The 15,872-nt window shown below is 63.8% G+C and carries 9 protein-coding genes; 3 read left to right on the top strand and 6 right to left on the bottom strand.

Annotated features, from left to right (window positions below; genetic code table 11):
* Positions 1–53: 53 nt before the first annotated feature.
* Positions 54–1,079 carry a LacI family DNA-binding transcriptional regulator gene (locus ACYVHT_RS17685; RefSeq protein WP_460554918.1) on the bottom strand — a complete coding sequence of 342 codons (1,026 nt, stop codon included), beginning with the start codon at positions 1,077–1,079 and terminating at the stop codon, positions 54–56.
* Between the two features lie 207 nt (positions 1,080–1,286).
* On the opposite strand from ACYVHT_RS17685, the gene ACYVHT_RS17680 reads away from it, so the two are divergent.
* The 3 genes from ACYVHT_RS17680 to ACYVHT_RS17670 all read left to right on the top strand — a co-directional run bounded on the left by ACYVHT_RS17680 (position 1,287) and on the right by ACYVHT_RS17670 (position 7,101).
* Positions 1,287–2,498, top strand: coding sequence for an aldose epimerase family protein (locus ACYVHT_RS17680; protein ID WP_460554915.1), 1,212 nt, complete (start codon positions 1,287–1,289; stop codon positions 2,496–2,498).
* Positions 2,499–2,595: 97 nt separating this feature from the next.
* Complete coding sequence (locus ACYVHT_RS17675) at positions 2,596–5,064, top strand: glutaminase family protein (protein WP_460554912.1); 2,469 nt, start codon at positions 2,596–2,598, stop codon at positions 5,062–5,064.
* Positions 5,065–5,103: 39 nt separating this feature from the next.
* Complete coding sequence (locus ACYVHT_RS17670; RefSeq protein WP_460554909.1) at positions 5,104–7,101, top strand: sialate O-acetylesterase; 1,998 nt, start codon at positions 5,104–5,106, stop codon at positions 7,099–7,101.
* A 278-nt stretch (positions 7,102–7,379) separates the two neighbouring features.
* Here ACYVHT_RS17670 and ACYVHT_RS17665 read toward each other — a convergent pair whose 3' ends face one another.
* The 5 genes from ACYVHT_RS17665 to ACYVHT_RS17645 all read right to left on the bottom strand — a co-directional run bounded on the left by ACYVHT_RS17665 (position 7,380) and on the right by ACYVHT_RS17645 (position 15,667).
* Complete coding sequence (locus ACYVHT_RS17665; RefSeq protein WP_460554905.1) at positions 7,380–8,546, bottom strand: sialidase family protein; 1,167 nt, start codon at positions 8,544–8,546, stop codon at positions 7,380–7,382.
* Positions 8,547–8,576: 30 nt separating this feature from the next.
* The gene (locus ACYVHT_RS17660; RefSeq protein ID WP_460554902.1) at positions 8,577–9,626 is read right to left on the bottom strand and encodes a glycoside hydrolase family 43 protein; all 1,050 of its coding nucleotides are present in this window, start codon (positions 9,624–9,626) and stop codon (positions 8,577–8,579) included.
* A 42-nt stretch (positions 9,627–9,668) separates the two neighbouring features.
* Positions 9,669–10,868 carry a right-handed parallel beta-helix repeat-containing protein gene (locus ACYVHT_RS17655; protein WP_460554899.1) on the bottom strand — a complete coding sequence of 400 codons (1,200 nt, stop codon included), beginning with the start codon at positions 10,866–10,868 and terminating at the stop codon, positions 9,669–9,671.
* 119 nt (positions 10,869–10,987) lie between these two features.
* Positions 10,988–12,511, bottom strand: a complete 1,524-nt coding sequence (locus ACYVHT_RS17650; protein WP_460554896.1) for a RagB/SusD family nutrient uptake outer membrane protein — start codon at positions 12,509–12,511, stop codon at positions 10,988–10,990.
* A gap of 39 nt (positions 12,512–12,550) precedes the next feature.
* Positions 12,551–15,667, bottom strand: a complete 3,117-nt coding sequence (locus ACYVHT_RS17645) for a SusC/RagA family TonB-linked outer membrane protein (RefSeq protein WP_460554893.1) — start codon at positions 15,665–15,667, stop codon at positions 12,551–12,553.
* Positions 15,668–15,872 lie beyond the last annotated feature (205 nt).

The raw sequence follows: 15,872 nt of genomic DNA, 5'->3' as shown, positions 1-15,872 counted from the left end.
GCCAAAAAAAAGACGCCAATCTATTTCCTTGCCTTCCCTGCTCCGGCCTCGGCCTACCCGATGCGCAGCGACGACGCGCGCACAAACAAATCGGGCTGCAGCACCATGTGCCGCGGCGCAAACTGCTGGTTCTGCTCCTGCATTATCTGCAGCAAAAGGTGCGTAGCCGACCGTCCCATCAGCTCGCAGTGCTGGTCGATGGAGGTGATTTTGGGCACCGTGAGGCGGGAGAATACCTCGTTGCTAAAGCCCACGAGGCCAATGTCTTCGGGTACGCGCAGGCCACGCTCCTGGAGCAGCTCCAGCGCGCCGGCGGCCGAAAAGTCGCTGCCCGAAAACACGGCATCGGGCGGCTGGGGCAGGGCCAGCAGCTTGCTCATTCCGGCGGTGCCGTCCTGCATTTTCATGTCGCCCACCACAATGAGCTGCTCCTCTACGGGCAGGCCGAACTCGCGCAGGGCATCCTCGTAGCCCTGGCGGCGCTGCTTGTAAATGTTCAGATGCTGGGGGCCGCTAAAGTGGGCAATGCGCCGGTAGCCTTGTTCCAGCAGGTGTTTGGTGGCGCGGTAGCCGCCGGCCCGGTCATCGAGCACCACGGCATTCACGTTGTAGCCTTCCAGAATGCGGTCGAAAAACACCAGCGGAATGTCGCGCTTACGTACTTTCTCGAAGTGCTTGAACTCGGTGGTGGTGCGCGACACCGACACCAGAATGCCTTCTACCTGGGCGTTCATCAGGGTTTCCAGGTTTTCGCGCTCGTGCGCAATGTCTTCGTTTGACTGGCAGATAAGCACGTGATAACCAGCTTTGCTGGCTGCGGCTTCAATACCCTTGACTACCTGCGAGAAGAAGTTGCCGTCGATGTGCGGCACCACCACGCCCAGCATGTTGCTGCGGCCCCGGCGCAGGCCCGAGGCCAGGCTATTGGGATGGTAGCCAAGCTCCTTGGCCAGCGCGGTTACCCGTTTCACGGTGGCTTCGCTGATGGCACTGTGCCCGCTCAGCGCCCGCGATACGGTCGAAACGGAGATGTTGAGCTCTCTGGCCAGGTCCGTGATGGAGGCGCGTTTTTTTGCCACGAGTAGGGGAGGAAGATGCCTGGAGCGACGCGGGAAGACGACGCTGCCTGCAAGGATTTGGTGCAACAGAGCGTGCAAATATTGCACGGATTTGATGGACTCCTGGTTGCCCGCAAATTAAATATTAATTATGCAAACGTTTGCGTAATTGATAGCATCCTTGTTACCTTGCGGCCGGCTTACATCCATTCATTTCCCCCTTTTCTTATGTCCCATCCGTTGCGTCGGCCGCAGCTGGCCGGAAGCATCGCCAGCTTGCTGCTGGTGGCTTCCGCGTGCAGCTCGCCATCCACTTCCGAAACCACCACCGCCCCGCCGCCGGCCGCGGCCGATTCTACTGCCATGCAGACCGCTGAACTTGCCAAACCCACGGCAGAATCTTTCGGAAAAACCAAAGAAGGAACTGAGATTCAACTGTTCACCCTGGAAAATGAGCATGGCCTGAAAGCCACCATCAGCACCTACGGCGGCACGCTGGTGAGCCTGCTGGTGCCGGATAAGACCGGCAAAATGGGCGACGTGGTGCTGGGTTTTGACGACCTGGCCGGTTACCTGGGCGAGCATCCCTACTTCGGCGGCACCATCGGGCGCTACGGCAACCGCATTGCCAAGGGCAAGTTCTCCATCGACGGCAAGGCCTACCAGGTGCCCACCAACAACGGCCCCAACTCGCTGCACGGCGGCACCATCGGCTTCAACCGCCGGGTGTGGACGGCCCAGCCCGGCACCTCGGCCGATGGCCCCACGCTGACGCTCACCTACCGCAGCCCCGATGGCGAGATGGGCTACCCCGGCACAGTGGACGCGAAGGTGGTGTACACCCTCACCAACTCCGATGCCCTGCGCCTCGACTACACCGCCACCACCGACAAGCCAACGGTGGTGAACCTCACCAACCACAGCTACTTCAACCTGAGCGCCGGCCAGGTGAAAGACATTCTGAGCCACGAGCTGACGCTGAACGCCGACCGGTTTACGCCCGTCGACAATACCCTGATTCCGACCGGGGTGCTGCAACCCGTGGCCGGCACGCCGATGGATTTCCGCCAGCCGCACACCATTGGTGAGCGCATCAGGCAGGTGCCGGGCGCGGCCCCCGGCGGCTACGACCACAACTGGGTGCTGGCCGATAAAATGCGCAGCAGCCTGGAGCTGGCCGCCACGGTATTCGAGCCTGCTTCGGGCCGCCTCATGACGGTGTACACCGACCAGCCGGGCTTGCAGTTCTACTCAGGCAACTTTCTGGACGGCAAGCAGAAAGGCAAAGGCGGCGTGACCTACACGCAACACTACGGCCTGGCCCTGGAAACCCAGCACTTCCCCGATTCGCCCAACGAGCCCACGTTTCCGAGCACAGTGCTGCGGCCCGGCGAAACCTTCCACTCCACCACCGAGTACCGGTTTGGGGTGCGCAAATAGGCAGGCGTAACGGCTGCTGATACCGATAATTTGTTTAGCCCGGCCGGTCCCGATATGTGTGGCTGGCCGGGCTTTTTTCTTGCTAAATCCTTTCCTCATGCTACTCCCAAAATTCCCACTCCTGCTGGCCCTCACCGGGCTGGGCCTGGGCGCGGCAGCGGCGCAGACGCTGCGGGCGCCGGCCTACCCGCTCATCACCCACAACCCGTATTTCAGCGTGTGGGCGTTTCAGGACGAGCTGACGGCCGCGCCCACCCGCCACTGGACCGGCGAGGCCCAGGCGCTCGAAGGCGTAATTCGGGTGGATGGCAAAGCCTACCAGTTTCTGGGCGATGCTGCGCCGGAGTACCGGGCCGTCATCCCCACAGCCCAGGAAACGCCTTATACCGCCCAATACACCTTTGCCAAACCGGCCGCTGGCTGGGAAAAACCAGCTTTCGCCGCCGCCAAGAGCTGGAAAACCGGCCCCGCGCCGTTTACCGATAACAAGACTTTGCACGGCACCACCTGGACGGGCGGCGAGGTCTGGGTGCGCCGCACCGTGACGGTGCCCGCGCTGCCTACCGGCAGGCTCACGCTGTTTCTGTGGCACGACGACGACGCGGAGGTGTATTTGAATGGCGTGCTGCTGCGCAAACAGCCGAGCTACAACGGCCGCTACGAGTATTTCGACCTGCCCGAAACTGCCCGCCAGGCCCTGCGCAAGGGCGAAAACGTGCTGGCCATGCACGGCAGCAGCCCGCAGGGCGGCGACCACCTCGACGCCGGCCTCTACGAAGCGCTGCCGCAGCTGCACCTCCCCAAAGCCCACCAAACGGCGGTGGCCGTCACGGCCACGCAAACCACGTATTCCTTCGAGGCCGGCTCGGTAAACTTTACGGCCTCCTTTTTCTCGCCGCTGCTGCTCGATGAGCTGGAAACCGTGGCCCGCCCCGTCAGCTACCTGACGGTGGGGGGCCTCACGGCCGATGGCCGGCCCCATGCCGTGCAGGTTATGCTTAGCGAAAGCGCCACACTGGCCACCAACACGCCCTACCAAAGCGTGAGCACGCAGGCCGGCGACGCGGCTGGCCTGCAATGGCAGGCCGTGGGCACCACCGCGCAGCCCGTGCTGGGCAAGTCCGGTGATAATGTGCGCATTGACTGGGGGCAGGCCTACCTGGCCGCGCCCGGCACCGCGCCGCTGGCCACCGGCAATCCGGCCGAGCTGAAGGCCGCCTTTGCCAAAACCGGCCACCTGCCGGCGGCCAGGCCGACGAGCGGCCCGGCGCAGCGCGTGGCCCTGGCCGCGGTGCTGGACCTCGGCAATGCAGCGCATGTGGTTGAGCAACACGTCCTGCTGGGCTACGACGAGCAATACGCCGTGCAGTATTTCGGCCAGAACCTGCGGCCCTGGTGGCGGCGCGATGCCGCCATGACCATGCCCAAAGCCCTGCAAGCCGCCGAAGCCGACTACGCCCGCCTGCGCCGGAAAGCCACGGAATTCGACGAGAAGCTGGTGGAGGATGCCTACAAAGCCGGCGGGAAAAAGTACGCTGATTTGTGCCAGCTGGCTTACCGCCAGGCCATTGCGGCGCACTCCATCGTGGCCGGGCCGAAGGGCGAGCTGTTCTTCTTCTCAAAGGAAAATTTCTCCAACGGCTCCATCGGCACCGTGGACATCACCTATCCCTCGGCTCCGCTTTTCCTGTTGTATAACAATGAGCTGGCGAAGGGCATGCTGCGCTTCATCTTCGATTACAGTGAGTCGGGGCGTTGGAAAAAGGACTTCCCGGCGCACGACGTGGGCACCTACCCGCTGGCCAACGGCCAGACCTACGGCGAGGACATGCCCGTGGAAGAAGCCGGCAATATGCTCATCGCAACCGCCGCCGCAGTGCGCATGGACGGCCAGCCCGATTTCGCCCGCGCGCACTGGGCCACGCTCACCAAATGGGTGGGCTTCCTGAAGCGCGACGGGTTCGACCCCGCCAACCAGCTCAGCACCGATGACTTTGCCGGGCACCTGGCCCGCAACACCAACCTCTCGGTGAAAGCCATTGTGGGCATGGCCTGCTACGGGCAGCTGGCCCGCCAGCTCGGCGATTCGAAAACCGCCGACGAGTACCAGACCCTGGCCCGCGACCTGGCCCGGCAATGGCAGCAGCTGGCCCAGGACGGCGACCACTACGCCCTGACGTTTGACAAGCCCGCCGGCTCGTGGAGCCAGAAATACAACCTGATTTGGGGCAAAGTGCTCGATTTGAATGTGTTTCCGCCCGAAGTGGCGCAGCAGGAGCTGGCCTTCTACCTCGGCCATCAGCAGCGCTACGGCCTGCCGCTCGACAGCCGCAAGACCTACACCAAATCGGACTGGATACTCTGGACGGCCACGCTCGCCACTAGCCAGGCCAGCTTCGAAGCCCTCGTCGCCCCCGTCTGGCAGTTTGCCAACGACACGCCCAGCCGCGTGCCGCTCACCGACTGGCACGAAACCACCGATGCCCGACAGGCCGGTTTCCAGGCCCGCTCGGTGGTGGGCGGCTACTTTATGAAGCTCCTGGATAAGAAGCTGAACAATCGATAGGCGGCTTGAATTCTGTTGAAGACTTAACTGTATCGACCAATGAAATTTGCTCATGTTGCGGGGGTAATCAGCGCAATGCTGTGCTCCGGGGGGGCGCAGGCCACCGTGCGCCTGCCGCGCTTTGTGGCCGACCACATGGTGCTGCAGCGCAGCCGCCCGGTGCCCATCTGGGGCTGGGCCGATGCCGGCGAAACCGTGGCCGTCACGTTTCGGGGCCAGACCTACCGGGCCACGCCCGCCGCTGGCACCGGGCGCTGGCAGCTGAGCCTGCCCGCCCAGGCGGCGGGCGGGCCGTACGAGCTGACCATCAAGGGTCGGAATACGATTGTGCTGCGCGACGTGCTGTTTGGCGATGTCTGGCTGGCCTCGGGGCAGTCGAATATGGAGTGGCCGGTGCGCGATGCGGCAAACGGGGCGCAGGAAACTGCCGCCGCCGACTTCCCCCAAATCCGGCTGCTGGGCGTGGATAACACGCCCGCCTTCACGCCGCAGGATGATATCCGCAGCGCGGCGGGCTGGCAGGTGTGCGGGCCGGGCACGGTGGGCGGCTTTTCGGCCGTGGCGTACTTCTTCGGGCGGAAGCTGTACCAGCAATACCACGTCCCCATTGGGCTGATTGCCAGCGAGTGGGGCGGCACGCCCGCCGAAGCCTGGACCAGCGCTGCCGGCCTGCGTCCGCTGGGCGACTTCGATGCCGCGCTCGCCCAGCTAGCGCCCCAAACCGGTAGCGCCGAGGCCGTGGCCACGTATTACGCCACCAAAGAGACGGCCTTTCAGCAAGCCCTCGACCTCCGCGACCAGGGCAGCCGCCGCAACTCCGGCGGCTGGTTTCTGCCAATGTACGACGACCACGCCTGGGCCACCATGCCGCTGCCCGGCAACTGGGAAAGCCAGCCCGAGCCCGCCCAGCTACGGGCGCTGGATGGCATCGTCTGGTTTCGGCGCGAGGTGCAGCTGAGCGACGCCGAAGCCCGGCAGCCCGCCCGCCTGCTCCTGGGGCAGGTTGACGATGCCGATTCGGTGTGGGTGAACGGCGTGCCCGTGGGCGGCGGCACCGGCTGGAACCAGTTCCGGCGCTACCCCGTGCCGGCCAGTGCCCTGCGCCCCGGCCGCAATGTGCTGGCGGTGCGGGTGGCTGACTACCAGGGCGGCGGCGGCATCATCGGCCCGCCCGACAGCCTGCGCCTCGATGTGGCCGGACGCCAACTGCCGCTGGCCGGCCCCTGGCCCTACCGCATTGGCTTCGACCAGCGCGGCCTGCCCGCCAATATGCGCGTGCCCCGCGATGCCCAGCACCAGCCTGCGCTGCTTTACAATGGCATGATTGCGCCGCTGGCAGGCTTGGGCCTGAAGGGCGTTATCTGGTATCAGGGGGAGGATAACTCGGGCTGGGCGGCCCAGTACCGGCGCTTGTTTCCGGCGCTTATTCAGGCCTGGCGCACGGCCTGGCAGCGGCCCGATTTGCCGTTCCTGTTTGTGCAGCTCGCCAATTTCCAGCCCGACCAGCCCGCCCCCGCCGACTACGAGTGGGCCGAGCTGCGCGAAGCCCAGGCCCGCGCGCTGGCCTTGCCCAAAACCGGCATGGTCGTGGCCATCGACATCGGCAACCGCGACGACATTCATCCCCGCAACAAGCAGGAAGTAGGCCGCCGCCTGGCGCTTGAGGCCGGGCGCGTGGCCTATGGCGACGCCAAAGTGGTGAGCCAGGGCCCCAGCCCCGGCAAGCCCGTGGTGGCCGGCGCTACGCTGCGCCTGCCGCTGCTGGCCCACGGCACCGGCCTCGTGCTGAAAGAGCCGGGCGGAACCACGCTGCGCGGTTTTGCCATCGCCGGAGCCGACCGTAAGTTTTACTGGGCCCGCGGCCACCTCGAAGGCAACACCCTGGTGCTGAGCAGCCCGCAGGTGCCCAAACCCGTGGCCGTGCGCTACGACTGGGGCAACAGCCCGTTTCCCAACCTCTACAACCGCGAGGGCCTGCCCGCCGCCCCCTTTCGCACCGATACCTGGCCGGGCCTGACGGAAGGCCGAAAGCGGTAACAGCGCTGAGGTAGTGATTCTACCTCACTCGGCTGTGCTGCAGCCCGGGTTACCTGAAAAGATAAGGCCGTCCCCCTGCGATACTACGCAGCAGGACGGCCTTATCGGGCTAAAAAATAGGGCGGAATGCGCCGCGTCGGACCTCACCGGGTTTATGTTCCCACCAGTTCACCTTGTTTGTCCGTCGCTGTAATGGCTGCATTCCGCCCGTTTTCGGTGCGCTGCCGCGGGGCGCTTGAGCCGCAGCAAACCGTCATAAATCAATCAGGCCAATGCCGCTAGCGGCTTTTGCGGCGTGAGTTGGCCTTCGCCGGCTCAGCCGTAGGCCTGGGCAGCGGCGCGGTCTGGTAAAAGGCCTGGCACTGGTTGTCCACGAAGTTGAGGGCGACTTCCAGCACCGTGAGGCCATCGGCCCCGGGCACCAGCTGCGAGCTGTAGTTGGGACAGGGGTTGTCCTTAGCTTCGGGCACGGGCACCGGGGCGGGCACTTCGGTCCAGGGGCCCTGGCCGTTGTGGTCGTTTATCATGTACACGCGGCCGTTGTTGGCTGCCACGGCGTTGTCGGTGTTGTTGAGCAGCATCTGGCCCACGGCCAGCAGGCGGCCCTGGGCCTGGCCGGCGGCCGGGGCCCACGCCACGGTGGGCGCGTGGGCAAAATGGTGGCCTTCCGTCGATTCGATGCGGGTGCCGGCGTCCGTTTTGTCGCCCCAGCGCAGGCCGTCGGGCGAGTGGCGCAGGTAGGCATCGCAGCCCTGGCCGCAGATTTCGTAGCTCATCACGAAGCTGCCATCGGGCACGCGGCGCACAATGGCCATGCCCGGCCGCCAGGCCCCGTCGGGCCGGCCCACGTCGATGGTTTCGAGGCCCCAGGTCAGGCCGCCGTCGGTGGAGATTTTGTGGGCGAGGGCCTGGTTGTAGCCCTCGGCCTTGTGCTCTTCGGTGGAATAATAAACGACCAGCTGGCCGTTGGCGGCAATGCTGAACTCCGCCTCCCACAGGCCGATAAAGCCCTTCACCGGCTCCGAGAAAAAGCTCCAGCTCCTGCCGCCATCGGTGCTGCGGTAGAGGCGAATGGAGCACGGCCCGCGCCCGCCCCGGTCGGTGCCCACCGAGGTGGCCCAGAAGAGGGCACCGGCCGGTGTGTCGCCCAGCTTCTGCGGCACTTCGTAGAGGCCGCTGCAGCAGCTGCCGGGCGGCGTGGTTTCGGCCACGTCCGACAGGTGCTGCCAGCTGCGGCCGTTGTCCGGGCTTTCGTAGATGGCGCCGGCCTTGCCAATGTCGAAGCTGGCCAGCAGCCGATTGGCGTTGCCGCCCTGACTCAGGCGGATGACGCGGGGGTAATACGTGGGCCGGTTCAGCTCAAGCCGGCTTTGGGCGTCGGCTGTGCCAGCCAGGGCCAGCAGCAGGGCTGCCGCGCCGCCCATACGTTGAAAAAAGTGTTTCATGGCTCAGAAAGAAAGAATGGAACAACCGGGCTACTCGCCGGCCGGCCTGGCTTGCGGCACATTGATGGGCACCGGCAGGCCGAAATTGGGCGTGTTGTCGACGTTCCAGGTAAACTTCTGGATGCGCGGGTTGCGGTTGTCGCCGCAGCCCTGGCCCACCAGGTTGTTGGCGTGGTACAGCAGCCAGTCTTCGGTGCCGTCCTTCGATTTGAAGAAGCCGTTGTGGCCCGGCCCGTAGGCCCCCGCCGCCGCGTTGGTGCTGAACACCGGCGTGGCCGACTTCGTCCAGTTGGCCGCCACCATCGGGTCGGCGGTGCTGCTCAGGGTCAACATCCCAAGGGCATAATCATCGGTAAAGCAGTGGCTGGCCGAGTAAATCAGCACCGTTTTGTTGCCGTGCTGAATGATTTCCGGGCCTTCATTCACCGGCACCGGCCCCGACCGCTCCCAGGCATACTGCGGGCTGCTGAGCTCCACGCGGGGGCCGGTGAGGGTCCAGGGGTTGCTCATCTCGGAGATGTAAATCCGCTGGATTTCTTCCACGTTGTCGCGGTGGCCCGACCACAGCAGGTAGCGCTTGCCGCCCTGTTCAAACACCGTCCCGTCGATGGCGAAGACATCGGCCGCCGCATTGAAAATGTGTCCTTTTTCCGTCCAGGTGCCGGTGGTGGGGTCGGCGCTGGCGTTTTCCAGTACCCACAGGCGCTGGCCGCCGCAGCAGCTGCCGGGCCCGGCCGTGACGTAGATGTACCACTTGCCGTCGAGGAAGTGCAGCTCCGGGGCCCACACGTCGCGCGAGTTGGCCGCGCCCGCCGCCGGCTGCCAGGCTATCACAATGGGGCCGGTGGCCAGCTCGCTCATTTTGGCCGTTTTGCGAATGCGCACATCACTGCCGCTGGTGCTCAGGAAGTAGTAAAAGCCGTCTTTCTGGTACACCCACGGGTCGGGGCCGGAGGCCAGCAGCGGGTTGGTGAACGTGGTAGAGGCCGGGTTGGTGGGCGTGGTAGTGCCCGTGGTTACTTCCTTCTTGCAAGTAGCCAGACTCAGTCCCAGCAACAGATATAGAAAGGTCTTACGCATGGTATGGTTGTGAAAGGCGTGAACAGGCTGATTGCTTGCGCGCTAGCGGGCAACAACCAGCTTGCGGGTAACCACCGCATCGGCGGTGGCAATGGTGACGACGTAAGCGCCGTTGGCCAGGGCGGGCATTCCCGACAGGGCTTGCGAGCCGCTGCCGCGCAGGGTTTCCTGCTGCACCAGCCGGCCCAGATGGTCGTGGATGGCCACGCGGGCTTCGGTGAGCTGCGGGCCCAGGTCGAGCTGCACCGCGCCGGCCGCCGGGTTGGGGTAGAGGGCCAGCGCACCCGAAGCGGCGGCCACCGTGGCCAGTGCCGGCCGGCCCGCGTAGATGATGGTTTGGGTGCCCAGCTTGTTGTTCAGCAGCTGGTTGTTGGTGAAGGTCATGTGGGTGTCGGCATACTGCGTGAAGCGCTCCAGAATGCCGTAGCCGTCGTTGTTGTTGAAGTGATTGTTGCTCACAATCACGCCATCGCAGCCGCCAATGTTGTTCTGAAACGTGAGGCCGCTCTTGTAGTGCGTGTAGTCCACGGTGTTGCTGTCGAAGCGGGTGCCGTTGGCTTGGTCCGTGCCGATGCCGCCCACGCCCCGGTTGGCGGTGTTGTTGAGGTGCACCCAGTTGTTGTACACGTAGCCGTTGTGGCTGCCCAGGTCCACGGTCAGGCCCTCGGCCCCGTTTTCGTAAATCTGGTTGTCGCGGATGGTGCCGTCGGAGTGGCCATTCTGCGAGATGCCCACCATGTAGTTGTAGTACACCGAGCAGCCAATCACCGTGTTGAGGGCGCACACCGGGTTGCCGGTGTTGTGCAGCAGAATGCCCGCGCCCACCGCCGTCGAGTTGCCGCAGTTGTGCACCTTGCTGTTCGACACGGTATTGTGCTGGCCGTAGATGATGATGCCGGCCTCGGGCAGATTGCCGCCGTCCAGCTCAATTAAGTCGATGGTGTTGTAGTTGCCGGTTATCTCAAAAGCGGCGGCGTTGTAGGAGTTCGGCGCTTTGCGCACCACCGCGCCCTGCTCGCCCCGAATGGTGATGCTGTTTTTGCCCAGCGGCAGCCGGATGGGCACGTTCACGTAGTGGCTGCCCGCGCGCAGGACGATGATATCGCCCGGCTGGGCCTGGTTAACCAGGGTTTGAAACGCCGAGTTGCTGCTGGGCGCGCTCTGGTAAAAAGTGGTGGCCCGCACGGGCCGGGCCAGGAGGGAAGCGCCCGCAAGGGCAAGGCCAGCAAAGAATGCTTTCATGAAAATGTGGGAATTTGGGAGAGTGGAGAGAAAAAAAGACCGTGGGCCATTGAGAAGCTGCCTTACCCAATTCCCCACGGTCTTAATAAGTTGTGGCATTCACAGCCACTCCCGGCAGCTTAGTAGCCCGGGTTCTGCTTCAGGTTGCGGTTGGCCGTCAGGTCGGTGCGCGTAATCGGCAGGTATTCCGACTTGCCAATCACGAAGTTGATGAAGTCCGGGTCGTGCGACGGCACTTTCAGCGCGTCGATGTTGGCCTGGGTGCTCAGCAGGCCCCAGCGGTTCAGGTCGAGCCAGCGGGTACCTTCGCCGGCCAGCTCGCACACCCGCTCGTGCATAATCTGGGTCCGCATCGAGGCTTGGGTGAAGGTGCCGGTCAGGGGCGGAATATTGACCGAAGGCCGGGTGCGAATCTGGTTGATGAGCGGCACAGCGGCCGAGGTCTGGCCCAGCTCGTTCAGGGCTTCGGCCTGCATCAGCAGCACGTCGGCGTAGCGAATCATGCGGAAGTTGATGCCCGAGAAGTAGTTCTCGAAGTTCTGGGTGCGGTCGTCTTCGTACTTATGCCAGAAGGTGTCGGTAAGCGGCACGTTGCGGGTCTGGTACGTTTGCCCGAACAGCAGCATGGGGTAGTGGAAGACGCTAATGTCGCGGCGCGTATCAAATTCGTGCCGGGTGGTGCTGCCGGCCACGTAGTTCAGCGATGAGTCTCTGAATTCCGTCAGCAGCCAGGGCCGGGCGCGGCCGTCGGTCCAGCCAATGCCGGGAGGGCCAAAGAACTGGGGCCGCTCGAAGCCTTCGCTGGCCCCGGCCACGTCCTGCCCGCCGCCCTGCAGGGCGCTCGAGAACTGCACCTCGAACACCGACTCGCTGTTGTTTTCGTTGGCAATGGTGAAGTTGTCGAGGTAGTTCGGCACCAGCGCGTAGCGGTTCGAGCTGATGATGGCCGTAAACAGCGCCGAGGCATCCGCCCAGCGGTGCTGCTGCATATACATCCGGCCCAGCAGGGCCTGCGCCGAGCCCTTGGTGGCGTGGCCTACCAGGCCGGTCACGGGCAGGTCGGGAATGGCGGCCAGCAGGTCGGCTATTACCTGGGCCTGGCCCTGGGCCACGGTGGCCTGCGGCACGTTGGTGGTGATGGTGGAGGGTTCCAGAATCATGCCCACGTTGCCAAAATGCGTCACGAGGTTGAAGTAGAACACCGCACGCAGGAAGTGGGCCTCAGCCAGCAGGCGCTTCTGCACGGCGGCATCCATCGAGATGGCCGGCACGTAGGCCAGCACCTGGTTGCAGCGGTAAACGCCGCGGTAGTGGTCTTCCCAAATCACGCGGGTGGGCTCCAGGTCGTAGTCGAACTGCACAAACCGGGTGAAGTTGGCCAGGTCCGTCCAGGGGCTCAGGCTGTAGCCCTCGTCCGAGCGAATGTCGTTGGCGAAGTGAATCCAGCGGGCGTAGGTGCCCGGAAACTGCAGCGCCGAGTAGGCCGCCGTCACGCCGGCTTCGGCATCGGCCTGGGTTTTCCAGAAGTTGCTGGTGGTGGGCTGGTTGGGGTTTATTTTTTCCAGCAGGTCCTTCTGGCAGCTGGTGGTGGTGAGAAGCAGGGCCCCGAACACGGTGGCCGCTGCGCGTTTATATAAATTCATGGCGTAAGACGAGAGACGAAGTGGGAATTTGAAGGGGCCTTAGAAGCCAAGCTGAATGCCGCCGATGTAGGTGCGCAGGTTGGGGAAGGCGCTGTAGTCGACCCCGCGCTGGAAGAAGTTGCCGTTCACGAATTCCGGGTCCGGGCCGCTGTATTTGGTGATGGTGAACAGGTTCTGGCCCGTCACGTACACCCGCAGGCTGCTGAAACCCTTCATTTTGCCCACTACCGAGGCCGGGATGGTGTAGCCCAGGGTAATGTTCTTCATGCGGGCATAGGAGCCGTCTTCGAGGAAGCGCGAGCTGCCCCGGGCGTTGGAGGCGGAGGCGGCTTGCAGGGCGCTGGTCGCACCGCCCGACTGCAGGGCACGGGGCGTGGTCGTCGAAGGATTCTCGGGCGTCCAGGGCGAGAAGTCTGCCCGGAAATTGCTCGGGTCGTCGGTGCGGTCCATGGTGGCGCGGGCCACGTTGAACACCTGGTTGCCGGTGGTCCCCTGAATCAGGAACGACAGGTCGAAGCCCTTGTAGCCGGCATTGGCATTGAAGCCAAACTGCAGCTTCGGAATGTCGGTATCGTAGTACACCCGGTCGTCGTCGTTGATTTGGCCGTCGCCGTTGGTGTCCTTGTAGCGCACGTCGCCGGGCTTGGCAAAGGGCTCAATCACCTTGCCGTCGGCATTTTTGTAGTTGTCTACCTCGCCCTGGGTCTGGAAAATGCCATCGAACGGAATCAGGTAAAACGCGCCCACCGGGTGGCCCACCGCCGTTTGCGTAGCACCGCTGCCGATTACCTGGCCCTCCTGCGAGAGCTTAAGCACCTGGTTCTTAACCGTCGAGAGGTTGGCCGACACCCCGTAGGTGAAATCCGCCTTGTTCTGCTGGTAAGCGGCCTGGAATTCAAAGCCTTTGTTCTGCAGCTCGCCAATGTTTTGCACGGGCGCCCCGCCGGAGTTGCCCAGCACCGCCGGTATCGTCGGGAACACCAGCGCATCCTTCGTGTTCGAAGTGTAGTAGTCGACCGAGAACGTCAGGCGGTTATCCAGGAAGCCAAAATCAAGGCCGTAGTTGGTCGTGTAGCGCGATTCCCACTTGATGCCCGTGCTGGGAATGGCCGTCTGAATCTGGCCGTTGTTCACGTCCTGGCCGTTGAAGGGGTAGTTCACGTTCTGGTTCACCACGCCTTGGTAGCGGTAGTCGCCAATGTTGTCGTTGCCGTTCACGCCGTAGCTCACCCGCGCTTTCAGGTTGCTGATGAACGGAGCGGCGCTTTTGAGGAATTCCTCCTCGCTGATGCGCCAGCCCACCGAGCCGGCCCCGAAGTTGCCGTAGCGGTTTTCGAGGGCGAAGCGGGAAGAATAGTCCCGGCGGAAGCTGCCGGTCAGCAGGTAGCGGTTCTTGTAATCGTAAACCACCTGGCCGAAATACGAGCGTTTGGAGTTCTCCGTAATGCCCCCGCTCACGCTGGTAGTGCCCGTGCCCGCCGAGATGACGTAGCCGTCCTGCGCGCCCGGCGCGTTATTCACAAAGCTGCGGGCCGTGGCCGACGCGTTGGTGTCTTTGCGGCGCTGCTCCGAATAGCCCAGCACCACGTTCACGTTGTGCTCGCCGAAGCGCTTGTTGAAGTTAAGCGTGTTTTCCGCCAGCAGGAAGGTGTTGTCGCCCCGGTTTTCAACCAGGAACGACGGGTCGGTCGGGGCGTTCTGCGAAATCCGGCCGAAGCGCCGGGCATCGCGGTCCACATAGTCCAGCGACTCCACGCCCAGGTTCAGCTTGTAGCTCAGGAAATCCAGGAAGGAATACTCCGCCGTCACGCTTCCCTGAATGCGGTTGTTGTACTGCGTGCGCGTTTCAATGGTTTGCGAGCCCACCGGGTTGGTGCCGAAGGTGTTGGCCGCGGGCGAGCCGTAGCCATAGCCAGCGGTATAGGGCGACTCGGCCGGGTTATACACCGGAATGGTGGGCAGCAGGCGCACGGCATCCTGAAAGGGCTGGCCGTTGGCCAGCGTGGCAAAGGCATGGGCCAGCTGCACCGATTCCGTCACCTTGAGGCGGCCGTAGGTAATGCCCGAGTTGAGGCGCAGGGTGTAGCGGCTGAAGTCCGTCCCAATCAGCGCGCCTTTTTGGTTGAATGCGCCGGCCGAAACCAGGAAATTGGTGCTGTACTTTTCCCCCGTCGAGCCCCCCGACAGGTTCACGTTGTAGTCCTGCACCGTGCCCGTCCGCAGAATCTCGCTCTGCCAGTCGGTATCGGCGTAGTTCTGCGGGTTGGCCACCGAGCCCGGCAGCGGCAGGCCGGCATTGGTGTAGGCCTGGCGCTCAATGGCAGCCCACTGGCTGGCATTGGTCAGCTTCCAGCGGCTCACCGTGTTCTGCACGCCGGCATAAGCCGTCACGCCAACGCTCGGCTTGCCCGATTTGCCCCGGCGCGTGGTGATGATGATAACGCCGTTGGCCCCGCGCGACCCGTAAATGGACGTCGACGAGGCATCTTTCAGCACCGTCAGCGATTCAATGTCGGTGGTGTTCAGGTCGCGGATGTTGTCCGTCCACAGCCCGTCCACCACGTACAGCGGCGAGCTGCCGCCGTTGATGCTGCCCAGGCCCCGAATGACGACGTTAGGCGCCTGGCCGGGGTTGCCGCTGTTATTGATTTGAACGCCCGTGGTACGTCCCTGAATGGCCTCGGTGATGCTGGCAACGGGCGCTTTGTGCGCGCCGGCCACGTCCACGCTGCTCACGGCGCTGCTCAGGTTCTGGCGGTCCTGGCTGGTATAGCCCATTACCACCACTTCGTTCAGCTGCTGGTTGTCCACCTTCATCGAGATGTTGATGGGCGCACCGGTCACGGCGGCTTCCTGCGTGGCATAGCCCACCGACGAGAACACCAGCGTCGAGCCCGCCGGAGCATCCAGGGTAAACTCGCCGTTGCTGTTGGTGGAAGTACCGTTCTGGGTACCCTTCACCAGAATGGTGACGCCGGGCAGGCCTTCGCCCTTTTCATCGGTCACGCGGCCCGTCACGGGGGCCGCCGGCCGGGCGCTGCTGTGGCTCCACACCGGACGCAGGGTGGAGGGCGCGGCGCTTGCGGCGGCTACGGGCAACCAGCAGGCCAGCACGGGCAACAACAAACGCCCCGAAGGGGGTAAAAACTTTTTCATTTGGGTGGGACTAAAAAGTGAAAAAAAAGCGGATAGTCAGCAAAAAAAGCCTCAATTCATGCAAACGTTTGCGTGAAAGGCGAAAAAAAAGCGCTGCATCCAAAGGACTACAGCAGGCTGGTAAGGAGGATGGCCGGTTGCCATCGATGAAGGAAATAGTCTTATTATCAGGGTGTTCCGGGTGTTGCCAGCTTATGCTCAGACG

This window comes from Hymenobacter daeguensis, assembly GCF_054780555.1.
Note: the sequence above shows the minus strand (reverse complement) of the source record. Positions and strands in the feature narration are given on the sequence as shown.